A 22,059-nucleotide genomic window follows, 5' to 3' on the forward strand; every position below is an offset into this window, starting at 1 on the left:
GCGGCATGACTCAGCAATGGGATGCCGGTCGACTGGACAGCGATCTGGAAGGCGTAGGGTTCGACACCCTCGCTGTTCGCGCTGGTCAGCACCGTACGCCGGAGAGCGAACACAGCGATCCATTGTTCTTCACCTCGAGCTACGTGTTCCGCACGGCAGCCGATGCGGCCGCCACGTTTGCCGGTGACATGCCGGGCAACGTCTATTCGCGCTACACCAACCCGACGGTGCACTCTTTCGAAGAGCGCATCGCCGCGCTGGAAGGCGGTGAGCAAGCGGTCGCGACGTCGACGGGCATGTCGGCGATTCTGGCCACGGTGATGAGCCTGTGCAGTGCGGGCGATCACGTGCTGGTGTCCAAGAGCGTCTTCGGTTCGACCATCAGCCTGTTCGAGAAGTACTTCAAGCGCTTCGGCGTGCAGGTCGACTACGTGCCGCTGGCCGAATTGTCCGGTTGGGACGCGGCGATCAAGCCGAACACCAAGTTGCTGTTCGTCGAGTCGCCGTCCAACCCGCTGGCCGAATTGGTCGACATCGCGGCGCTGGCCGAGATCGCTCACGCCAAGGGCGCGATGCTGGTCGTCGACAACTGCTTCTGTACCCCGGCGCTGCAGCAACCGTTGCGCATGGGCGCGGACGTGGTCGTGCACTCCGCGACCAAGTTCATTGACGGTCAGGGTCGCGCCATGGGTGGCGTGGTCGTGGGTCGCAGCGAGCAGATGAAAGAAGTCGTCGGCTTCCTGCGCACCGCCGGGCCGAGCCTGAGCCCGTTTAACGCGTGGTTGTTCCTCAAGGGCCTCGAAACCCTGAACATCCGTATGCGTGCGCACTGCCAGAGCGCGCTCGAGCTGGCGCAGTGGCTGGAGCAGCAGGACGGCATCGAGAAAGTGCATTACGCCGGTCTCGAAAGCCACCCGCAGCACGACCTCGCCAAGCGTCAGCAGAAGGCATTTGGTGCCGTCGTCAGTTTTGAAGTCAAGGGTGGCAAGGACGGGGCCTGGCGCTTCATGGATGCGACGCGTCTGATTTCGATCACGGCAAACCTGGGCGACACCAAAACCACCATCACGCACCCAAGCACCACCTCCCACGGCCGTTTGGCGCCGCAGGAGCGTGAAGCTGCCGGCATTCGCGACAGCCTGATCCGGGTTGCCGTGGGCCTGGAAGACGTTGCCGACCTCAAGGCCGACCTGGCGCGTGGTCTGGCTGCGCTGTGAGTGAGTTAGTGGTCGAGGCGGCCGGGGTTCACAACGGCCGCGTCGCGTTGGTGACGGGGGCCGCGCGCGGCATCGGCCTGGGCATCGCTGCCTGGCTGATTACCGAGGGCTGGCAGGTCGTGCTGGCCGACGTGGACCGTCAGCGTGGTGAGGCGGTCGCCGGTGTGCTTGGTGACAATGCTTCGTTCATCGCTATGGACGTCTCCAGCGAGGAGCAGGTGGCCAAGGGTGTTGCCGAGGTGCTCGGCATGTTTGGCCGTCTGGACGCGCTGGTGTGCAACGCGGCGGTGGCCGATCCCCGCAACAGGGTGCTGGAAAGCCTTGATCTGGCCCACTGGAATCGCGTGCTGGCGGTCAATCTCAGTGGTCCCATGCTGTTGGCGAAACATTGTGCGCCGTATCTGCGTGCGCACGGTGGCAGCATCGTCAACCTGAGTTCGACGCGCGCTCGGCAGTCTGAACCCGACACCGAAGCCTACGCGGCGAGCAAAGGTGGCCTGCTGGCACTGACGCACGCGTTGGCCATGAGTCTGGGGCCTCAGGTGCGGGTCAATGCGGTCAGCCCGGGCTGGATCGATGCCCGTGATCCTTCTCAGCGCCGTGCCGAACCGTTGTCCGACGCCGATCACGCTCAACATCCGGCGGGCAGGGTGGGGACGGTCGAGGACGTTGCGGCGACGGTCGCCTGGTTGCTGTCGAAGAACTCGGGGTTCGTCACCGGGCAGGAGTTTGTGGTCGACGGCGGCATGAGCAAGAAAATGATTTATGTGGATTAAGCGCACCCGCACGTTTCAAGCGTGAAGTTGCAAGTGGAATCAAAAGCGAGCCTCGAGCTCGCTTTTTCGTTCCCGGCTTACCGCCTGAAGCTTTTAGCTAAAAACGGCGTTTTTGAAAAAAACTTCAAGCAGGCTATTGACTTAGGTTCGGTACCTGCGTAAATTTCGCGGCCTCAGCGAAGCAAAGGGTGATTAGCTCAGCCGGGAGAGCGTCTGCCTTACAAGCAGAATGTCGGCGGTTCGATCCCGTCATCACCCACCATCGTTGAGCACTGAGTAGCTAACGCTATGAGGTTTGAAAGACACGCTGAAGGTTACTGAGATTCAGCAGGACGCAAGTCCACCACTGCGCAGCGGTAGTTCAGTCGGTTAGAATACCGGCCTGTCACGCCGGGGGTCGCGGGTTCGAGTCCCGTCCGCTGCGCCATATTTTCCAGATCGGATCTAGCATCCGGTTTGAGATTGAACGCCAAGGCAATCAATCAGTGTTATACGAAGCAGGCTTGATAGAAGCCGGTTTCAACAGAGTTAAACAGACGCAAGTCTGTGCGACACGCAGCGGTAGTTCAGTCGGTTAGAATACCGGCCTGTCACGCCGGGGGTCGCGGGTTCGAGTCCCGTCCGCTGCGCCATACATAGCTTCAAGGCCCTTGAACTCCTTGAAGCGACAAAAAAAGCGACCTTAGGTCGCTTTTTTTGTGCCTGCGATTTGGCCCTACAGTCTGCGGTCGATCATGCGATGCTGCAGATCACGAGGATAAATGACATCATTGCCGGCTTGTTAACGCCGCGCTGACTTCGAATTTGGAGAGCTGGACCCATGGGCATGAACCAAACCATCACTGTGATCCCGCCGGGTGTTCCGTTGACGGGGCATGTTGCGCCACCTGGCTCCAAGTCGATCACTAACCGTGCCTTGTTACTGGCTGCGCTGGCCAAAGGCACCAGCCACCTGCGCGGCGCACTGAAAAGCGACGACACCCGGCACATGTCCAATGCCCTGCGGCAGATGGGTGTCACCATCGAAGAGCCGGACGACACCAGTTTCGTGGTGACCAGCAGTGGGCGTTTGCAGGTGCCTGAAGCGCCGTTGTTCCTGGGAAACGCCGGCACAGCGGTGCGCTTCCTCACCGCAGCGGTGTGCACCGTCAACGGTAGCGTGACGCTGGATGGCGACCATTACATGCAGAAGCGTCCTATCGGTCCGTTGCTGGAGTCCTTGCGCAAGGGCGGTGTGAACGCCGAGAGCGCCACGGGTTGTCCGCCGGTGATCATCCACGGCAGCGGATCGGTCAAGGCCACGCGTTTTGAGATTGATGGCGGTTTGTCGAGTCAGTACGTCTCGGCATTGCTGATGGTTGCCGCCTGTGGCGATGCACCCATTGAAGTCGCGCTGACCGGCAAAGAGATCGGCGCCCGCGGCTACATCGACCTGACCATTGCCTGCATGCGAGCGTTCGGGGCTGAGGTGGAGGTCGTCGACGAGGCGCTGTGGCGCGTTTCACCCACCGGTTACACCGCGTGCGATTATCAGGTCGAGCCCGATGCTTCAGCCGCGACTTACCTGTGGGCGGCCGAAGCGCTGACCGCGGGCAAGATCGATCTGGGCGTGGCTGCCGAGGCGTTCACCCAGCCCGATGCCAAGGCGATGGACGTGATCGCACAGTTTCCGAACATGCCGGCGGTCATCAACGGCTCGCAGATGCAGGACGCGATCCCTACGTTGGCAGTGCTGGCAGCGTTCAATAAAACGCCGGTGCGTTTCGTTGATCTGGCCAACTTGCGCGTGAAGGAATGCGACCGGGTTCAGGCGCTGCATGACGGTCTGAATCAGGTGCGTCCTGGTCTTGCGACTGTAGAAGGCGATGACTTGCTGGTTGCGTCGGATCCGGGGTTGGCCGGGACCAGCAGCAATGCGTTGATCAACACGCACTCAGACCACCGCATCGCTATGTGCTTTGCTTTGGCGGGTTTGAAAGTCTCTGGCGTTCGTATTCAGGACCCTGACTGCGTGGGCAAGACCTATCCGGGTTACTGGCGCGCCCTTGAATTCCTCGGTGTGCGCATGGAGCACGGTGAGGTCTGAAGTCTGTTACCCCTTATGGGCATGAGGACGACCGTCAGTCGACTCTTCTGCCCGCTGGGCGTTTTCTCGGCCGTGCTGTGGGGTGACCCAGACGGCCGTGAAAACCCCCACGCAGCCCGGCGCAGGCTCTGCGAAGCGCTTCTGCCCGCATGGAAGTATCCACCTGGTTGCAAACTCTGCGTTGATCCGATGCAAGGCTTGTTGCAGACTTACCGGCGATTTCTCCGGTCCACTGTTCTGTCGACCTTTTTCCCCGGGATTTTTGATGTCTAAATTACTGAGCTTTCGTACCGCATGCTGGGTGCTGGCCCTGCTGGCCGCCGCAGGCTGCTCGTCAAAGAAGCCCACGGTCTATGAGCATGAAAACTTCGACGACGCCGGGACTTTCTCGCGCAATTACCCCGTTTCTGATGCTGCCACTTGCGAGGCTGGGCGCAGGGCGCTGCTGAGCCAGGGCTACATCATCACCAGCAGCGATCCGAAAATGATCAGCGGCCACAAGAGCTTTCAGCAGACTGGCGAGACGCACATGGAGATCAGCTTCAGTGTGGTCTGCGCGGCAGATGGCAGCGCTGATGGCAAAGCCACCATGTTCGCCAACGCCCTTCAGGATCGTTATGCGCTGAAGAAGGTGAATAATTCGGCGAGTCTGGGGGTCGGAGTGCTGGGTTCGGTGTCGATGCCGATTGGCTCGACGGACGATTCGATGGTCAAGGTCGCCAGTGAAACGGTGTCTTCGTCCAAGTTCTACGATCGTTTCTTCGCGTTGGTGGAAAACTTCCTACCTCCTGAAGTGAAGAAAGCTGCGCACATCGAAGACAAACCCAAGGCCGATATGGGGATGCCGGAACCTGCGCCTGCCGCAAAAGCGGCGGCGTTGACCGAGCAGAAGCCCGCCGTCGCACCTGCGCCTGCCCCGGCGGTTGTGCCTGCTCCGCTGACCACACCGTCGACCGCGCCAGCGGCGGCTGCTGAGCAGAGCAGTGAACCCATGCCAGCCCCCGCTGAGCCTGAACCGCTGAAGACTGAAACCGCCGCCCCTGTGGAAACACCTGCGCCGACAACAGCACCCACACCGGCACAGGAACCGGCGCCCGCCATCGAGCCAGCGCCCGAGGCGGCGACGCCGGCGCAGTGAGGTCAAGCACACGTTTGGTTCTCTACACGCCCCCTGTGGGAGACGTCGGAGGTTACGACGGCAGCGAATGCGGTGTGTCAGCCATGGATGTGTTCACTGACTCACCGCATTCGCGGGCAAGCGCGCTCCTACAGCGGGCGCTACTCAATCAGCCCAGAAACAGCCTGTACGCCGGGTTGTTCGTCTCATCCCAGTACGGATAACCAATCTCCGCCAGCGCCTTGGGCACCAGATGCCGTTCATCCTCCGGCACCACCAGTCCCGCGACGACGCGCCCGTCCGCTGCGCCGTGGTTGCGGTAGTGGAACATCGAGATGTTCCATTTGCCGCCCAGCTTGTTGAGGAAGTTGAACAGCGCGCCCGGCCGCTCGGGGAATTCGAAGCGAAACACCACTTCATCGCTGACCCGTTCCGAATGCCCGCCCACCATGTGCCGCAGGTGCAGCTTGGCCAGTTCGTTGTCGGTGAGGTCCAGCACCGGGAAGCCTTGCGCGGTCAGGCTGGCGATCAAGGCCTTGCGCGGATCGTTTTCGGGGTGTGTCTGCACGCCGACGAAGATGTGCGCCTCGCGGTCGGTGTGGTAGCGGTAGTTGAATTCGGTGATCTGGCGCTTGCCGATGGCCTCGCAGAATGCCTTGAAACTGCCCGGTTGCTCGGGGATGGTCACGGCAATGATCGCTTCGCGGCCTTCGCCCAGTTCCGCGCGCTCGGCGACGTGGCGCAGGCGGTCGAAGTTGACGTTGGCGCCCGAGTCGATGGCGACGAAGGTCTGACCGCTGACGCCATACTGCTCGGTGTAGCGTTTGATCCCGGCCACGCCCAGTGCGCCCGCGGGCTCGGTGATCGAACGGGTGTCGTCGTAGATGTCCTTGATCGCCGCGCAGATCTCGTCGGTGCTGACCGTGATCACTTCGTCGACGTAATCCTTGCAGAGGTCGAAGGTGTGCTGGCCGATCTGTGCAACGGCCACGCCGTCGGCAAACAGCCCGACTTGCTGCAGCACGACCCGCTCGCCATAGGCCATGGCCTGTTGCAGGCAGTTGGAGTCGTCCGGCTCGACGCCGATCACCTTGATCTCCGGGCGCAGGTATTTCACGTACGCCGCGATGCCAGCGATCAACCCGCCGCCGCCCACCGGCACGAAGATCGCGTCCAGCTGGCCCGGGTGCTGACGCAGGATTTCCATGGCCACCGTGCCTTGCCCGGCGATGGTGTCTGGATCGTCGTAAGGGTGGATGTAGACGTAGCCTTTTTCCTCGACCAGCTTCAGCGAAAACGCCAGCGCCTCAGGGAACGAGTCCCCGTGCAGCACGACCTTGCCGCCACGCGAACGCACGCCCTCGACCTTGATCTCAGGGGTGGTCTTGGGCATCACGATCGTCGCCGACACACCGAGGGTTTTCGCCGCCAGCGCCAGGCCTTGCGCGTGGTTGCCCGCCGACGCCGTGACCACGCCCCGCGCCAGCTCTTCCGGGCTCAGCTGCGCCAGCTTGTTGTAGGCGCCACGGATCTTGAACGAGAACACCGGCTGCAGGTCTTCGCGCTTGAGCAGCACCTGGTTGCCCAGCCGCTCGGACAGCTGACGAGCACCGTGAAGCGGGGTTTCCACAGCCACATCGTAGACGCGCGAGGTGAGGATTTTCTTGACGTACTGATTGAGCAGATCGCCATGGCCCCGTGTTTTTTCGAGCATCGCGTTCATCGTGTCGGCCTCGTCGAAACGGCGGCGATGATCAGACGTGGCGAGAAGACGGCGAGGGAAGGGCGGATGATGATCATGTCTGACTCCTGGTTCGAGGTTTGGGGCCCGGGAGACAGAGAGAAAAAACCCGCCTCTAGGGCGGGTTCGGTGCAAACGTCGGCTAACCCGCCATGACTGGAATGGCGGTAATAATTATCTGGCCGAAGAAATGCTGGGTAACGTTCATGGCCTGAAGACTATGGCGAACACGATACGGACGTCAAGGGCAGGTTCCTGTAGGCGCGCGGCTTGTCCCGCGATCTGCCGGGAGCCGGCAGCAAAAATGATGAAGTGCGATCTGCCTGATACACCGCGTTTCCCAGTGCACGACTGCTGCGCAGCCGATCGCGGGACACGCCACGCTCCTACAGATGCGTGACCTATGGATGTAGGGATTTCCTGACCACTTGCACGAATTCTCGTCGTGAGCTAAATATCACCCTTATGGCGACGGACCGCGCCCTAGAGCCCTGACAGGGATGTGCCGGTAAATGCTTCCGCGTTCACCTCGTCTATTGTTCAAGAAGCGTTCATTTATCCTTCATGACGGCACTTTAGGGTGAAGGTCGTGGTCAGTGAAACCAGTCGCTGAAACGACAAAAGACGATCAAGACGAAAGAGAACAGCCACGAGGGCATGAGTGATGGACGATTATCAAGAAGAACTACTGGAATATCAGGCTTACGAGCTGGACCCGCTTGAACCTGCCGACGACGCTACCGAGCTTTAAGCATCGCTCAGGCTGAATGACGTTGGCTGCGGCGGAACTCTCCCGGGGTCTGACCGTTCCAGCGTTTGAAGGCGCGTTGAAAGGCTTCGGCCGACGCAAAACCCAGCAAGTAAGCGATCTCGCCAAAGGCCAGTTCTGTGTCACGGATATAGGTCATTGCTAGGTCGCGCCGAGTGTCATTGAGAATCGCGCGAAAGCGCGTGCCTTCTTCCGCCAATTTGCGGCGCAGGGTCCAGGTGGGCAGCTTCAGTCGTGCTGCCACCTCCTCCAGATCCGGCTCTCTCCCGCCATTCAACAACGGTCCCAGCAACTGAGTGATGCGCTCACGCAGGCTGCGGGTGCGGGTGAGTTGTTCCAGTTCCCGCTCACACAGCTGCAGCAAATGCCGCCACGTGCCAGGGACATGATCCGGGTTGCGCAGCCCGAGCACGCTCTGGCTCAGGCGCAATTGATTGACGCCCGCTGCGAAACTCACGGGGCCCTCGCACAGTGCGCCATATTCATGGGCGTAGGCCGGGGCGTCGAATTCGATCTCGATCTTTTCGGCAAGGACCTCTGTGCCCGCCAGGGTGGAGAGCTGATGCAGCCAGCCCGCCAGAATCGAATCCACGACAAAACGGTTGTAGTCGTTATAAGGGCTGATGGAATAGAAGCGCAGCCAGGCCCCTTCGCTGTCTTCGTGAAAGCTCGACTGTCCCCGATAATTGGAGCCGTACAACGGCTCGAAACGGATCAATGTCCGTGCCGCCTCTCTCACCGTGGGCGCCTGAGCCGCGGTCACACCGGCCAGTCCCGCCTGACTCACGCGGCTTGAACGCCCCATGCGCAATCCCAGGGCAGGCGTGCCGGTCAGTTGAATCGCCGCATGCCCCAGGCGCATGTAGCGCGGGATCGAGAGTCTGGCGCCCACGTCCGCCAGCCGCGCCGGGTCCAGACCAAATTGATCGAGCAGTGGTTGCGGGTCGTGCCCCAGGTGACGGATGGCATCGGCCAGGCCATGCACAAAGCCGACCGACAGATCACCGAGGCGTACCCGGGGCGCGGTCATCTGTCACAACCACAGGTTGATCAGGCGCGCCCCATGCCCGGGCTTGGCGCCTTTGGGGGCTGCGCTGATGGACGGCTCGGCGATGCTCTGGCCACCCCGGCTGGCGAAACTATGACCGGCACTGCCTTGATCCCAGAACTGGCCGCGCATGAACACGCTGATGCCGGCCTTGGCATTACTCAGGGGAGAAAGGGTCAATCGGCGCCACGCCTCGCCCTCGGTCAAAGGCTGCTGACCCAGGTTCAGATGCGCCGTCAGTGTCTCGTGTTTCTCTTCACGCCAAGGTTCCGACCAGCCGCCATTGCCCGCGACAAACGCGGGCACGGCGATCAGTTCGGCACCGCGTTCGTTCAGGCGGGTGTAGTTGTCCGGGTACCAGCTGTCGCTGCCGATCAGGGTGGCGAGGCGGCCGGCCGGCATATCAATGACGTTCAGTCGGGCGTCTTTGTCGGCTCGGATATAACCGCGCTGGTACACGTTCGGGAAGAGCTGTCGCTGCGGTTGCCCGATGGGCAGTCCGTCATGGCCAAACACCAGGCTGCTGTTGTACAGCGCACCGGTCCCCACCTGCAGTTTCCCGTCCTGCACTTGCGGATTGGGCAGAATGATCGACCCCGCAACCAGCGTCACGCCAAACTCCTTGGCCAGACCGCCAAACACGCTTTGATAATCCTGCGCCATGCTGCGCGACTTCATGCGCAGGTGCACGTCATCCAGCCAGCGCTCCCCACGGGCATGGAGGGCCGCATCGAGGAACAGCAGCGGGTTGCTGAACGACAGCCAGTTCATGGCCTCCTCAATGGTCGTCGCCTGGTAGAACTGCGTTTTTTCGTCGACCGCGAACAGCCACGTGCCGATGTGCTCGGGCAGCACCACAATGGTTTTGTCATTGAGTAAGCCCCGGTCACGGGCCTGTTCCAGGTAGGCGGCGAGTTTACGATGCAGCCGTTTCACGCTTGAGTAATCGGAAGGGAAGAGCTCGGGCTGAATCCCCAGCAGGTTGCCACGTTGACCGGGCTGGCCATCATTGATGACCACCTGTATTCGCAAGTCGGTGAGGTAATGGCCAACGCGACGCTTGCTCGTCCACAGGCCGTAGCTGACGATGAGGATCGCCAGCACGACCGCGATGAGTGAGCCGAGAACTTTACGCATGGGAGGATAAAACGAGCCTGAACCAGAATGCCGTCAAGGGTAGGGCGCGACGCAAGCATTGCCAAGGGGGATGGTGCGCATTTGGATCAATAACTTGTCACTTTCGGTCATTGAGCGTGACTCAATGGCTGTTTACTGTCTGCGTCATGAACAGGGCTGTCTTGAAAGTCCTGATGACTTCGACGAGCGCCATAGAGTGCTCGCGTCCCGTGATGATGCTCGATGGAGTTTTTATGGCCGCCGCACACTACCCGCACTTGCTGGCTCCCCTGGATCTGGGCTTCACGACGCTGCGCAACCGCACGCTGATGGGGTCCATGCACACCGGCCTCGAAGAGAAGCCGGGCGGCTTTGAACGGATGGCCGCCTACTTTGCCGAGCGCGCGCGTGGCGGTGTCGGCCTTATGGTCACGGGCGGTATCGCGCCCAATGCCGAAGGCGGGGTGTATTCGGGCGCGGCCAAGCTGACCACGCCCGAAGAGGCTGATCACCATCGCATTGTCACCAAGGCCGTCCACGAGGCCGGCGGCAAGATCTGCATGCAGATTCTGCACGCGGGCCGTTATGCCTACAGCCCCAAGCAGGTAGCGCCCAGCGCGATTCAGGCGCCGATCAACCCGTTCAAGCCCAAGGAACTGGATGAGGAAGGCATCGAGAAGCAGATTCAGGACTTCGTGACCTGTGCGACCCTGGCCCAGACCGCCGAGTATGACGGTGTCGAAATAATGGGCTCGGAAGGCTATTTCATTAACCAGTTCCTCGTGGCACACACCAACCACCGGACCGACCGTTGGGGCGGCAGCTACGAAAACCGCATGCGTCTGCCGGTGGAAATCGTGCGTCGGGTACGCGAGGCGGTTGGCGCGAACTTCATCATCATCTACCGGTTGTCGATGCTCGATCTGATCGAGGGCGGCAGCACCTGGGAAGAAGTGGTGCAACTGGCCAAGGCGATCGAACAGGCGGGCGCGACCCTGATCAACACCGGCATCGGTTGGCACGAAGCGCGTATTCCGACCATCGCTACGAAGGTCCCGCGTGCCGCGTTCGCCAAGGTCACGGCGAAGATGCGGGGTTCGGTGTCGATTCCGCTGATCACCACCAACCGCATCAACACGCCGGAAGTCGCTGAACAGCTGCTGGCCGAAGGCGATGCCGACATGGTGTCCATGGCGCGTCCGTTCCTCGCTGACGCCGACTTCGTCAACAAGGCTGCGGCCGGTCGCGGAGACGAAATCAACACCTGCATCGGTTGCAACCAGGCCTGCCTGGATCACACCTTCGGCGGCAAGCTCACCAGTTGCCTGGCCAACCCGCGTGCGTGTCACGAGACCGAGCTCAACTACCTGCCGGTCAAGCAGATCAAGAAGATCGCGGTGATTGGCGCCGGTCCGGCGGGGCTGGCAGCCGCCACCGTTGCGGCGGAGCGCGGGCATGCAGTCACGCTGTTCGACTCGGCCAGCGAAATCGGCGGGCAGTTCAATATCGCCAAACGTATCCCGGGCAAGGAAGAGTTCTACGAAACCCTGCGCTATTTCGGTCGCAAGCTCCAGACCACCGGGGTCGATGTGCGCTTGAACACCCGTGTCACGGTCGACGATCTGGTGGGCAAGGGGTACGACGACGTCATTCTTGCGACCGGGATCGCTCCGCGGACGCCGGCGATTCCGGGCGTCGATAACCCCAAGGTGCTGAGTTATCTGGACGTGATTCTCGGGCGCAAACCGGTTGGCAAATCGGTAGCGGTGATTGGCGCAGGTGGCATCGGGTTCGACGTCTCCGAGTTCCTCGTGCATCAGGGCGTCTCCACCAGTCTGGACCGCGACGCGTTCTGGGAAGAGTGGGGCATTGATGGCGCGTTGTCGGCGCGCGGCGGTGTCGCCGGGATCAAGCCCCATCCGCATGCACCCGCGCGTCAGGTGTTCCTGCTGCAGCGCAAGACCTCGAAGGTCGGTGATGGGCTGGGTAAAACCACTGGGTGGATTCATCGCACGGGATTGAAGAACAAGCAGGTTCAGATGCTCAACAGCGTCGAGTACCTGAAGATCGACGATGCCGGCTTGCACGTTCGCATCGGCGCGGAGGGTGAAGAAAAGTTGCTGCCGGTGGATAACGTGGTGATCTGCGCAGGCCAGGACCCGCTGCGTGAGCTCTACGATGGCTTGCAGGCGGCAGGTCAGAGCGTGCACCTGATTGGTGGCGCGGACGTCGCAGCTGAGCTCGATGCCAAGCGCGCGATCAACCAGGGCTCGCGACTGGCGGCAGAGCTGTAAGGGGCGAATGCCCGTTCCACCCTGTAGGAACGACACCCCGGTCGCTCCTGCAGGTATCGGCGATCGTGGGATCAAGGCGGAAAGGACGGACCCCGGCAGGGCTCTGTTGCGGTGGTAAACTCCGCCTTCTTTGATTGATCAACGATCGCCATGCTTGCTCCCGCCCCGCTGCATCTCCTCAACCTCGACTGGCTTCGTGCCGCCCGCATCGAGGTCGCCATCCTGCGTCTCGACCAGATCGACCCTCTGATCAGTGGCAACAAGTGGTTCAAACTGAAACACCATCTGACGGCCGCCAGACAGGCGGGCGCTGAAGGCGTGATCAGTCTCGGTGGCGCGCATTCCAATCACCTCCATGCACTGGCCGCGGCGGGGAAGCGGTTTGGCTTTTCAACGGTCGGGCTGGTGCGCGGGCATCCGGTGCAAACGCCGACGGTGCTGGACGTGCAGGCGTTCGGCATGGCGCTTCACTGGCTGGGCTATGGCGGTTACCGCGCTCGGCATGAACCGGATTTCTGGGCGCCGTGGCGTGAGCGTTATCCACAGCTGCATCCGGTTCCAGAAGGCGGCGGCGGACTGGACGGCGCATTGGGCTGCGCCGAGATCGTGAGCCAGGCGCGCAGCCAGCTTGGCGCCCTCGGTTGGGAGGACTACGACGGCTGGTGGCTGGCCTGTGGCACGGGAACCACCTTGGCGGGTCTTGTGCTTGCTGAGTCCGATGAGCATGAGGTGTTCGGCGCGATGGCGGTGCCCGAGGGGCATGGCGTTGCGCAGAACATTCAGGCCATCCTTGGCGGTTCACGCGGTCGGCGCTACGAATTGCTCGATGCCAGCCGAGGTGGCTTTGCCAAAGTCGATCCCGAGCTGATGACGTTCATGGCCGAGTGTGAACAGCAGAGTGGTGTCCCGCTCGAGCCGCTGTACACCGGCAAGGCGCTGTTGGCGTTGCAGCAGGCGGTCAATGCCGGGCGTTTTGCCCCAGGCGCCAGACTGATCTTCGTTCACACCGGTGGGCTTCAAGGTAAAGCAGCGTTGGTCGCTGCAAACGGGCGCTGATTCGAAGGACGACCATCACCCTGAGGGAGCGAATTCATTCGCGAGAGGCCGGGGCATCCAGGCATCTCTCTCGGATTGACCACCGCATCGCGAATGAATTCGTGCCCACAGGGTTTGCGTACGGCGGACGCCTGCAGTGAATTGGCCGATCCTTGGCACGAATCCTGCGGACCAGACACCTCGACAGGTCGGTCCTGAGTATGTCGGCGACACTTCTGGAGTAAGGCCGCTCAGGCGCTGTACCGATAATCGGATCTTTCCCACGTGTGCCGAGGTTTGCATGACCACTCCAGCCATTGAGCAGGTTGACCCTGCCACTTTGAGAAAAGTCATCGTTGCGGCCGGGATCGGCAATTTCGTCGAATGGTTCGACTTCGCCGTGTATGGGTTTCTCGCGACCACCATTGCCCAGCAATTCTTCCCCAGTGGCGATGCCAGTGTGGCGTTGCTCAAGACCTTCGCGGTGTTTGCCGTGGCCTTTGCTTTCCGTCCGTTGGGCGGGTTGTTTTTCGGCATGCTCGGCGACAGGATCGGCCGCAAACGCACGCTGGCGTTCACCATTCTGCTGATGGCCGGGGCGACCACGATCATCGGGCTGCTGCCGACCTACGCGGCCATTGGTGTCACGGCCCCCATTTTGCTGACGATCATTCGCTGTGCTCAAGGTTTCTCGGCCGGTGGCGAATACGCCGGTGCCTGTGCCTATTTGATGGAACATGCCCCACGGGGAAAACGCGCGTGGTACGGCAGTTTCGTGCCCGTTTCGACCTTCTCGGCGTTCGCCGCAGCGGCCATTTTCGCTTACGCGCTGGAGGCCTCGTTGTCTGCCGACGCCATGAGCAGTTGGGGCTGGCGTCTGCCGTTTCTGGTCGCCGCACCGCTGGGGCTGGTCGGTCTGTACTTGCGCTGGAAGCTTGACGAAACCCCGGCGTTCCAGGCGGTCACTGAGGAACACGCCGTGGCGCATTCGCCGCTCAAGGAAACTTTGCGCAATCACGGTGCGGCGATCTGCGCCCTGGGCGCGTTCATTTCGCTGACGGCGCTGTCGTTCTACATGTTCACCACCTACTTCGCGACTTACCTGCAAGTGGCCGGCGGTTTAAGCCGGGCGACCGCGTTGCTGGTGTCGCTGATTGCCTTGTTGTTCGCTGCGGCGATGTGTCCGGTGGCCGGCGCGTTTTCCGACAAGGTCGGGCGTCGGGCGACAGTCATCAGCGCGTGTGTCCTGCTGGCGGTGATGGTGTATCCGTCGTTCCTGATGGCGAGTTCCGGCTCGTTTGCAGGCTCGATCGTCGGGGTGATGCTCTTGGCGACCGGCGCCGTCCTGTGCAACGTGGTGACCGCAGCGTTGCTGTCGGAGACATTTCCGACACGCACGCGCTACACCGCCTCGGCGATCACCTACAACATGGCGTACACGATCTTCGGCGGCACTGCGCCGTTGATGGCGACCTGGCTGATCGGCGTGACCGGCAGCAATCTCTCGCCCGCGTTTTACCTGATCGTGATCGCGCTGTTGGGGCTGGTCGGTGGCTTGGCATTGCCCGAGACCTCGAAGGTCTCGCTGCACGACGTGGACGGCAGCCTGGCCAAGCGTCCGGCGATGCAGCCCGCTGCTTAGGGCTTTGCCGTCCCTGTGGGAGTGAACGTGCTCACGAAAGCCGGGTATCAGGCGATGAAGAGGCGGCGGATGCACCTGCCTCTTCGTGAGCACGCTCACTCCCACAGAAGACGTTGATGAGGTGAGCCCGGCAAACTCGCAACAAAACATGGCATCACTGCCCCAAAAAATGGCACATTGGCGGCCCTTTATGCCGCCGACATCCTTTGTCATCGTTTCGCGTGCGGCGCTCAACCGTCCGATGGATGAACCCGATGGCCGTTACCAGCCCCTCGACCGCGACCCCCGCGACCTCTCAATCCAGCCCGCTGGTCATGCGCATCATTGGTGCGGTGGCGCTGGCGCACCTGCTCAATGACTTGATCCAGTCGATCCTGCCGTCGATCTACCCGATGCTCAAAGCGTCGTACGGCTTGAGTTTCACCCAGGTGGGCCTGATTACCCTGACGTTTCAGGTCACGGCTTCGTTGCTGCAGCCCTGGGTGGGTTATTACACCGACCGTCACCCGAACCCGCTGGTATTGCCCGTAGGGTCTTTGTGCATTCTGGCGGGTGTTCTGATGCTTGCGACCGTGGGCAGTTTCCCGTTGATCCTGTTGGCTGCCGGCCTTATTGGCGTAGGCTCGTCGACCTTCCACCCCGAAGCATCGCGCATCGCCCGACTGGCGTCCGGTGGCCGTTTTGGTCTGGCGCAATCCAGCTTTCAGGTCGGGGGCAACAGTGGCTCGGCCATCGGGCCGTTGCTGGCCGCCGCGATCATCATCCCGTTCGGGCAGGGGCATATCGCGTACTTCGGTCTGATCGCGCTGTTCTCGGTGGGGCTGCTGTACGTCATCAGCCGCTGGTACAAAAAACACCTCGCGCTGTTCAAACTGAAGTCCGGTCAAGCGGCCACTCATGGCTTGTCCAAGGGCCGCGTGACCGGCGCATTGGTGGTGTTGGCGCTGCTGGTATTTTCCAAGTATTTCTACATGGCCAGCTTCACCAGCTACTTCACCTTTTTCCTGATCGATAAATTCCAGCTGACCGTGGCCAGCTCGCAGCTGCACTTGTTCATGTTCCTGGCAGCGGTGGCGGCGGGGACGTTTTTCGGTGGCCCGATTGGCGACAGGATCGGTCGCAAGGCGGTGATCTGGTTCTCGATTCTCGGCGTCGCCCCGTTCACCATCGCGCTGCCGTACGCCGATCTGTTCTGGACCAGCGTGCTGAGCGTGATCATCGGCTTCATCCTCGCTTCGGCGTTCTCGGCCATCGTGGTCTACGCGCAGGAACTGGTTCCGGGTAACGTCGGCATGATCGCCGGGATCTTCTTCGGACTGATGTTCGGCTTCGGTGGCATCGGCGCAGCATTATTAGGCCACCTCGCGGATCTTCACGGCATCGTCTATGTCTACACGCTGTGCTCATTCCTGCCGTTGCTTGGCATCCTTGCCATCCTGCTTCCGAGAACCCGACGTTAAATGCTCATAGCCGCCCTGATCTTTCTGGTTACCATCACCCTCGTCATCTGGCAGCCAAAAGGACTGGGCGTCGGTTGGAGTGCGACCTTCGGTGCGGTACTTGCACTGCTCTTCGGCGTGGTTCACCTGACGGACATCCCGCAGGTCTGGCACATCATCTGGAACGCCACGGGCACGTTCATCGCCCTGATCATCATCAGCCTGCTGCTCGATGAAGCCGGTTTCTTCAACTGGGCAGCGTTGCACGTCGCGCGTTGGGGGAATGGCAGGGGGCGCTTGCTGTTTGCGTTCATCGTGCTGCTGGGCGCGTTGGTGTCCGCCTTGTTCGCCAACGACGGCGCGGCGTTGATCCTCACCCCGATCGTCATGTCGATGCTGCTGGCGTTGCGCTTTTCACCGGCGACCACGCTGGCGTTCGTCATGGCCGCCGGTTTCATTGCCGACACCGCGAGCCTGCCGCTGGTGGTCTCCAATCTGGTGAACATTGTCTCCGCCGACTACTTCGGCATCGGCTTCAATCGCTACGCCTCGGTGATGGTGCCGGTGAACCTGGTCAGCGTCGCCGCGACGCTGGCGGTGCTGATGCTGTTCTTCCGTCGCGACATCCCCAAGACGTTCGACGCTTCGCAACTGGCCGAGCCCGCATCTGCAATCCATGACCGAGCCACGTTCCTGGCGGGTTGGTGGGTGCTGGTGATCTTGCTGGTGGGGTGTTTTGCACTTGAGCCGTTAGGCATTCCGATCAGCGCGATCTCGGCGGTGTGTGCCGCGATCCTGTTGGGCATTGCCGCCAAGGGGCACAAGATTTCCACCCGCAAAGTGATGAAGGACGCGCCTTGGCAGATCGTCATTTTCTCGCTGGGCATGTACCTGGTGGTCTATGGATTGCGCAACGAAGGCCTGACCACTTATCTGGCCGGCTGGCTCGACCGGTTTGCCGAACACGGCCTGTGGGGCGCGGCGATGGGGACGGGCGTGCTGACGGCGTTGTTGTCCTCGGTGATGAACAACCTGCCGACCGTGCTGATTGGCCTGCTGTCGATCGATGCCAGTCAGGCGCACGGCCCGCTTCAGGAAGCGATGATTTACGCCAACGTCATTGGCAGCGATCTGGGACCGAAGATCACCCCAATTGGTAGCCTCGCGACGTTGCTGTGGTTGCACGTGCTGGCGCGCAAGGGCGTGAGCATCGGTTGGGGGTATTACTTCCGGGTCGGCATCGTGCTGACATTGCCGGTGCTGTTGATCACGCTGGCGGCACTGGTGCTGAGATTGAGTGTGTGACCTCGCCCGCATCGGCGGTGGCGGGCCAGAGGTCCGACACCAGAAACAGCCGCTCGGCCTCTTCCCAATGACCTCCGGGCGTTTCAACCAGGCGAACGAGTAATTGCGCCGGGGCGATTGGCGCGAGTTGTTCGAGCCAGGCCTGAAACTCATCGACGCTCCATGCCTTGTCATACCGCGCCGGCCCCAGCCAGGCATGACGGGGTAGCAGTTGCCAGCGCCCTTCGGGATGTCGGGCGGCGAAGCTCGGCCAGTCCTTTTGGTGCAACCACAGACCGCGCAGATGATCCTGATTGACACCTTCGGGTGAGCCGGCATTGTGGGGCCATGGGTAGAGCAGGTAGCCGCCGAGCCACAGTTCAGCCTTGAGCGGATGGTCGTCCAGCGACTCAATGCCGAGTGCCGCGAGCGCCTGACGACTTTCGTCTCTCGCCGAAATCGGTAGTTGATGCTCATTGAGGTGCGCCAGCTTCAGGTCGAGCCGGTCGTGGGAGCCGGGTCCTAGCCAGCTCGCCGGATCTCCACCGTTTCCGTCCTGAGGCCCCAGGTAAAACTTGACCGCCAGTTCGACGTGGTGAACCCCATCCCCGTCGCGCAGCAGCATGTCGAGCTCGCCCAGCGTGCGGCCTTCGACGCGGATCGGCAGGTTGGCGGCGATCAAGTCCACGCCCGGCGCGTGCCGGATTGCGAAGTGCCACAGGCGTTCGTAATACAGGCCCAGACGGCGTATCGAGCTTTTCGACAACCAGTCGAGCAATGCGCTGCTGTCGTGATCGAGCGTGCGCAGGAAGTTCGCCAACGTGTCGGGATGCCGGACCCAGTCGCTGCCGCTCAACGGGTGACGCTGCGGCCAGTCGGTCACCGCGAGCATCGGCGGTGAAAGAATCGCCCACGCGAGGTCACGTACTTGAGGCGTACGGAGTTGACGGGGCAGGGCGGTGAGGGTGGGAAATGGGGTCATTGGGGGAGAATAGCGGGTGTTGCGGGGCGTGGCACGGTGCAGCTCGGGATTGGGTATATCGTGATTCGCCCGTGCTGAACGGACATCCATGTCCTAGCAGCGCTCTCGCGGCATCCATGCCGCTCGTCCCACTCCACGCCGCCTGCGTTCAGCCTGCACCCAAGTCGCGTTTTGTGGTGTCTGGACTGGCGAGGCAGGAAGATCAAAAGCCAGAGCCAAGAGCAACTGATCGTTCCCACGCAGTCGCAAAACGAGAGTCCTGGATGTCCGCTGTGTTTTTGATTCTGCCGAAGGCGTAGGAGTCCGGCTTGTCCGACGATCTGCCGCGCAGCGGTAGCAAAATCAGGCGACTCGGCTATGCCTGACACTCCGCATGCACAGGTCTTGCTGCCGGTTCCCGGCAGATCGTCCGAGTGCGGCCCAGAGCAAGCGCGCTCCTACAGGGTGGTGTGCAGCAGGTAGATGCACGAATCAAAAATTGCGAAGAGCGTTAGCTCCAGCCCGCGTTCCTCTTGTACGCGACAGTCCAGACACCACAAAGCGCGACTTGGGTGCGGGTACCCGACGCAGGAGGGCCAAGCCAGGAGCCAACCCTTGGTTACTTGGGGTTATCAAGTAACCCGCCGAAGGCGGAACGCTTCTGCCGTTAGGCAGAACCCGCTATCAGCGCCAGGTAATCGCGCCGATTACGCTTGCCTGTTTGCCGCCCCCGACCCCTTCGCCCATAATCGCTTTCTTTATGTGCATCGACCCTGCGGGAGCCCCATGGAGCAATTTCGTAATATCGGCATCATTGGTCGCCTGGGCAGTTCCCAAGTGCTCGAGACCGTTCGCCGACTCAAGAAATTCCTGATGTCGCGGCACCTGCACGTCATTCTCGAAGACGCCATCGCCGAAGTGCTGCCGGGGCACGGCATGCAGACCTCTTCGCGCAAGATGCTCGGCGAAGTCTGCGACATGGTCATCGTCGTTGGGGGCGACGGGAGTCTGCTCGGCGCCGCCCGTGCGCTGGCCAAGCACAACGTGCCGGTGCTCGGCATCAACCGTGGCAGCCTGGGGTTTCTGACCGACATCCGCCCTGACGAGCTGGAAGTGAAGGTCGCCGAGGTGCTGGACGGCCATTATCTGGTCGAGAACCGCTTTCTGCTGCAAGCCGAAGTCCGCCGTCACGGCGAAGCCATCGGCCAGGGCGACGCGCTCAACGATGTGGTCCTGCACCCCGGCAAGTCCACGCGCATGATCGAATTCGAAATCTACATCGACGGCCAGTTCGTCTGCAGCCAGAAGGCCGATGGCCTGATTGTCGCCACGCCGACCGGCTCCACCGCGTACGCGCTGTCGGCGGGCGGGCCGATCATGCACCCCAAACTGGACGCCATTGTCATCGTGCCGATGTACCCGCACACGCTGTCCGGGCGGCCAATTGTCGTCGACGGCAACAGTGAGCTGAAAATCGTTGTCTCAAAGGACATGACGATTTATCCACAGGTCTCCTGCGATGGACAGAACCACTTCACCTGCGCGCCGGGTGACACCGTGACGGTGAAAAAGAAACCCCAGAAGCTGCGACTCATTCACCCGCTCGATCACAATTACTACGAAGTCTGCCGGACCAAACTCGGTTGGGGCAGTCGGCTTGGCGGCGGGGGCGACTGATGCTCGATCCCGCGCGTAGCTACGACCTGATCGGTGACGTGCATGGATGTGCCCAGACCCTTGAGCACTTGCTCGACACCCTCGGTTATCGCTATCAGGCTGGCGTCTGGCGCCACCCTGAACGCATCGCCCTGTTTCTGGGCGACATCATTGACCGCGGCCCGCGCATTCGTGAGGCGCTGCACATCGTTCATGACATGGTCGTGGCCGGTCAGGCGTTTTGCATCATGGGCAACCATGAATTCAACGCGCTGGGCTGGAGCACGCCAGCACCGCCGGAAACCGGCAAACAGTTCGTGCGCGAACACACCCCGCGTCATGCCCGTTTGCTGGGTGAAACGCTGGCGCAGTTCGAACAGCACCCCGGTGACTGGAAAGACTTCCTCAACTGGTTCTACGAACTGCCGCTGTTCGTCGATGCCGAGCGTTTCCGGTTGGTGCATGCCTGCTGGGACGCGAGTTTGATCGAACCCTTGCGCAGCGCCCATGGCGACGGTCGGATCGATCAGCATTTCGTTCAGGCGTCGGCGGTGCCGGGCAGCTTTGCCAGCGCGGTGTTCGACCGGCTGTTGCGCGGCACCGATATGCGCCTGCCGCACGGCATGACGCTCACCGGTGGCGACGGCCTGACACGGGCGTCCTTTCGCACCAAGTTCTGGGAGGACGACCCGCAGACCTACGGCGACGTGGTGTTCCAGCCGGATGCACTGCCAGAGCCTGTCGCCAAACGGCCGCTCTCCGACAGCGAGAAAAATGCCTTGCTGCGCTATGGCGCCGATGAGCCGCTGCTGTTCGTCGGCCACTATTGGCGCAGTGGCGTGCCCGCACCGATCCGCCCGAACCTGGCGTGCCTGGATTACAGCGCCGTGCTGTACGGCAAGCTGGTGGCCTACCGGCTCGATCAGGAAACCCGAATCGATCCCGGCAAGTTCGTCTGGGTCGATGTCACGCGGCCGGAGACTGCCCAATGAATCCGGTTGCGGTATTACGCTTGCCGCTCAACACCGACCTCAGCGGTTTCGTCGAGTTGTTGCGACGCCTCAACGTGCCTCACCGCGTCAGCGAGGAAGCCGGTGAGCAGGTGCTGTGGGTGCCCGACGCGCCGCAGTTGGCCGACGACATTCGTCAGCTGTACGAACAATACCCGCAGGGCGATCCTACCGCTCAGCTGCCACCCGGTCGCGAAGTGGTGGCCGTGACCCGGCCCAGCCCGTTGGTGCAGGTGCGCAGCAGTCCGGTCACCAGCCTCGTGTTGCTGGTGTGCCTGATCGTCGCGGGCGTCACCCTGCTGGGCGACAACTACGAAGCGCTCAGCTGGCTGACCTTCAACGATTTCCGCGTGAGCGGCGATTACGTCATGTTCACGCCGGTCGAGGTGTCGCTGGCGGCGGGGCAGTGGTGGCGTGTGGTTTCGCCGATGCTGATTCACTTCGGCGTGTTGCACCTGGTCATGAACGCGTTGTGGTTCTGGGAGCTGGGGCGACGCATCGAGAGGCGTCAGGGCAGCTGGCACCTGCTGGGTCTGACCCTCGCTTTCAGTGCATTTTCCAACTACGGCCAGTATTTCTGGAGCGGCCCGAGCCTGTTCGGCGGTTTGTCCGGGGTGCTATACGGCCTGCTCGGTCACTGCTGGATCTTTCAATGGCTGGCGCCCAACCCCATCTACCGTCTGCCGCGTGGCGTGCTGGCCATGATGCTGATCTGGCTGGTGCTGTGCATGTCCGGCGTGATCAGCCTGCTCGGGTTTGGCGAGATCGCCAACGGGGCGCATGTCGGCGGTCTGATCATCGGTTGTGCAACAGGTCTTGTGGGCGGTGCATTAGCGCGCCGTAAACATTAAAATTGCCCGCTTAATTC

The 22,059-nt window shown here is 61.8% G+C and carries 16 protein-coding genes and 3 tRNA genes; 15 read left to right on the forward strand and 4 right to left on the reverse strand.

The genetic code is table 11. The annotated features are described in order from the left end of the window. The first annotated feature begins 5 nt into the window (after positions 1-5). The 7 genes from AB4N84_RS19160 (at position 6) to AB4N84_RS19190 (ending at position 5,217) form a co-directional block, all read left to right on the forward strand. Positions 6-1,217, forward strand: coding sequence for an O-succinylhomoserine sulfhydrylase (locus tag AB4N84_RS19160; protein WP_460042659.1), 1,212 nt, complete (start codon positions 6-8; stop codon positions 1,215-1,217). Continuing rightward, positions 1,214-1,993 carry an SDR family oxidoreductase gene (locus AB4N84_RS19165; RefSeq protein WP_460042661.1) on the forward strand — a complete coding sequence of 260 codons (780 nt, stop codon included), beginning with the start codon at positions 1,214-1,216 and terminating at the stop codon, positions 1,991-1,993. Before AB4N84_RS19160 ends, AB4N84_RS19165 begins: the two co-directional genes overlap by 4 nt. Positions 1,994-2,179: 186 nt before the next feature. Further along, positions 2,180-2,255 (forward strand) — tRNA-Val (locus tag AB4N84_RS19170). A gap of 88 nt (positions 2,256-2,343) precedes the next feature. Beyond that, positions 2,344-2,420 (forward strand) — tRNA-Asp (locus tag AB4N84_RS19175). Between the two features lie 128 nt (positions 2,421-2,548). After that, positions 2,549-2,625: transfer RNA gene (locus tag AB4N84_RS19180), tRNA-Asp, on the forward strand. A gap of 188 nt (positions 2,626-2,813) precedes the next feature. After that, positions 2,814-4,079: a 3-phosphoshikimate 1-carboxyvinyltransferase gene (locus AB4N84_RS19185; protein WP_460042662.1), complete on the forward strand. Its 1,266-nt coding sequence runs from the start codon at positions 2,814-2,816 to the stop codon at positions 4,077-4,079. A 265-nt stretch (positions 4,080-4,344) separates the two neighbouring features. Then, positions 4,345-5,217, forward strand: a complete 873-nt coding sequence (locus tag AB4N84_RS19190; RefSeq protein WP_460042663.1) for a DUF2242 domain-containing protein — start codon at positions 4,345-4,347, stop codon at positions 5,215-5,217. 148 nt (positions 5,218-5,365) lie between these two features. On the opposite strand, the gene ilvA is transcribed toward AB4N84_RS19190, so the two are convergent. From ilvA to AB4N84_RS19205, 3 genes are all read right to left on the reverse strand, one after another. Then, positions 5,366-6,880, reverse strand: coding sequence for a threonine ammonia-lyase, biosynthetic (gene ilvA / locus AB4N84_RS19195; RefSeq protein WP_460047066.1), 1,515 nt, complete (start codon positions 6,878-6,880; stop codon positions 5,366-5,368). 815 nt (positions 6,881-7,695) lie between these two features. Beyond that, the gene (locus AB4N84_RS19200) at positions 7,696-8,736 is read right to left on the reverse strand and encodes an AraC family transcriptional regulator (protein ID WP_460042664.1); all 1,041 of its coding nucleotides are present in this window, start codon (positions 8,734-8,736) and stop codon (positions 7,696-7,698) included. Between the two features lie 3 nt (positions 8,737-8,739). Then, positions 8,740-9,891: a nitrilase-related carbon-nitrogen hydrolase gene (locus AB4N84_RS19205; protein ID WP_460042665.1), complete on the reverse strand. Its 1,152-nt coding sequence runs from the start codon at positions 9,889-9,891 to the stop codon at positions 8,740-8,742. 233 nt (positions 9,892-10,124) lie between these two features. On the opposite strand from AB4N84_RS19205, the gene AB4N84_RS19210 reads away from it, so the two are divergent. The 5 genes from AB4N84_RS19210 to AB4N84_RS19230 all read left to right on the forward strand — a co-directional run bounded on the left by AB4N84_RS19210 (position 10,125) and on the right by AB4N84_RS19230 (position 17,585). After that, positions 10,125-12,164: an oxidoreductase gene (locus tag AB4N84_RS19210; RefSeq protein WP_460042666.1), complete on the forward strand. Its 2,040-nt coding sequence runs from the start codon at positions 10,125-10,127 to the stop codon at positions 12,162-12,164. Between the two features lie 150 nt (positions 12,165-12,314). Beyond that, positions 12,315-13,220 (forward strand): 1-aminocyclopropane-1-carboxylate deaminase/D-cysteine desulfhydrase, encoded by a 906-nt coding sequence (locus tag AB4N84_RS19215; protein ID WP_460042667.1) that lies wholly within the window; start codon positions 12,315-12,317, stop codon positions 13,218-13,220. A gap of 280 nt (positions 13,221-13,500) precedes the next feature. Continuing rightward, positions 13,501-14,841, forward strand: a complete 1,341-nt coding sequence (locus AB4N84_RS19220) for an MFS transporter (protein ID WP_460042669.1) — start codon at positions 13,501-13,503, stop codon at positions 14,839-14,841. Positions 14,842-15,095: 254 nt separating this feature from the next. Next, entirely contained in the window at positions 15,096-16,301 is a 1,206-nt protein-coding gene (locus AB4N84_RS19225) for an MFS transporter (protein ID WP_460042670.1), read from the forward strand. Further along, positions 16,302-17,585, forward strand: coding sequence for an arsenic transporter (locus AB4N84_RS19230; protein WP_460042671.1), 1,284 nt, complete (start codon positions 16,302-16,304; stop codon positions 17,583-17,585). It abuts the gene before it with no gap. Here the strand turns inward: AB4N84_RS19230 and AB4N84_RS19235 are convergent. After that, positions 17,548-18,546, reverse strand: coding sequence for a DUF1853 family protein (locus AB4N84_RS19235; RefSeq protein WP_460042673.1), 999 nt, complete (start codon positions 18,544-18,546; stop codon positions 17,548-17,550). The genes AB4N84_RS19230 and AB4N84_RS19235 overlap by 38 nt on opposite strands. Before the next feature lie 765 nt (positions 18,547-19,311). Between AB4N84_RS19235 and AB4N84_RS19240 the strand changes: the two genes are divergently transcribed. The 3 genes from AB4N84_RS19240 to AB4N84_RS19250 are packed head-to-tail and all read left to right on the forward strand — an operon-like array spanning position 19,312 to position 22,042. Next, on the forward strand, positions 19,312-20,202 hold the full coding sequence (locus AB4N84_RS19240; RefSeq protein ID WP_062380689.1) for an NAD(+) kinase: 891 nt from the start codon (positions 19,312-19,314) through the stop codon (positions 20,200-20,202). Beyond that, positions 20,202-21,173 (forward strand): metallophosphoesterase, encoded by a 972-nt coding sequence (locus AB4N84_RS19245; protein ID WP_074755368.1) that lies wholly within the window; start codon positions 20,202-20,204, stop codon positions 21,171-21,173. Before AB4N84_RS19240 ends, AB4N84_RS19245 begins: the two co-directional genes overlap by 1 nt. Next, a complete protein-coding gene (locus AB4N84_RS19250; RefSeq protein ID WP_074755366.1) occupies positions 21,170-22,042 on the forward strand; it encodes a rhomboid family intramembrane serine protease in 873 nt (290 codons plus the stop codon). Before AB4N84_RS19245 ends, AB4N84_RS19250 begins: the two co-directional genes overlap by 4 nt. Positions 22,043-22,059 lie beyond the last annotated feature (17 nt).

Source organism: Pseudomonas sp. S2_H01, from assembly GCF_054668305.1.

Bases quoted from the DNA above. Each gene is read 5' to 3' on its own strand.
- AB4N84_RS19160 (WP_460042659.1), top strand. From the start codon at position 6: ATGACTCAGCAATGGGATGCCGGTCGACTGGACAGCGATCTGGAAGGC.
- AB4N84_RS19185 (WP_460042662.1), top strand. From the start codon at position 2,814: ATGGGCATGAACCAAACCATCACTGTGATCCCGCCGGGTGTTCCGTTG.
- AB4N84_RS19190 (WP_460042663.1), top strand. From the start codon at position 4,345: ATGTCTAAATTACTGAGCTTTCGTACCGCATGCTGGGTGCTGGCCCTG.
- AB4N84_RS19200 (WP_460042664.1), bottom strand. From the start codon at position 8,736: ATGACCGCGCCCCGGGTACGCCTCGGTGATCTGTCGGTCGGCTTTGTG.
- AB4N84_RS19205 (WP_460042665.1), bottom strand. From the start codon at position 9,891: ATGCGTAAAGTTCTCGGCTCACTCATCGCGGTCGTGCTGGCGATCCTC.
- AB4N84_RS19210 (WP_460042666.1), top strand. From the start codon at position 10,125: ATGGCCGCCGCACACTACCCGCACTTGCTGGCTCCCCTGGATCTGGGC.
- AB4N84_RS19215 (WP_460042667.1), top strand. From the start codon at position 12,315: ATGCTTGCTCCCGCCCCGCTGCATCTCCTCAACCTCGACTGGCTTCGT.
- AB4N84_RS19220 (WP_460042669.1), top strand. From the start codon at position 13,501: ATGACCACTCCAGCCATTGAGCAGGTTGACCCTGCCACTTTGAGAAAA.
- AB4N84_RS19225 (WP_460042670.1), top strand. From the start codon at position 15,096: ATGGCCGTTACCAGCCCCTCGACCGCGACCCCCGCGACCTCTCAATCC.
- AB4N84_RS19230 (WP_460042671.1), top strand. From the start codon at position 16,302: ATGCTCATAGCCGCCCTGATCTTTCTGGTTACCATCACCCTCGTCATC.
- AB4N84_RS19235 (WP_460042673.1), bottom strand. From the start codon at position 18,546: ATGACCCCATTTCCCACCCTCACCGCCCTGCCCCGTCAACTCCGTACG.
- AB4N84_RS19240 (WP_062380689.1), top strand. From the start codon at position 19,312: ATGGAGCAATTTCGTAATATCGGCATCATTGGTCGCCTGGGCAGTTCC.
- AB4N84_RS19245 (WP_074755368.1), top strand. From the start codon at position 20,202: ATGCTCGATCCCGCGCGTAGCTACGACCTGATCGGTGACGTGCATGGA.
- AB4N84_RS19250 (WP_074755366.1), top strand. From the start codon at position 21,170: ATGAATCCGGTTGCGGTATTACGCTTGCCGCTCAACACCGACCTCAGC.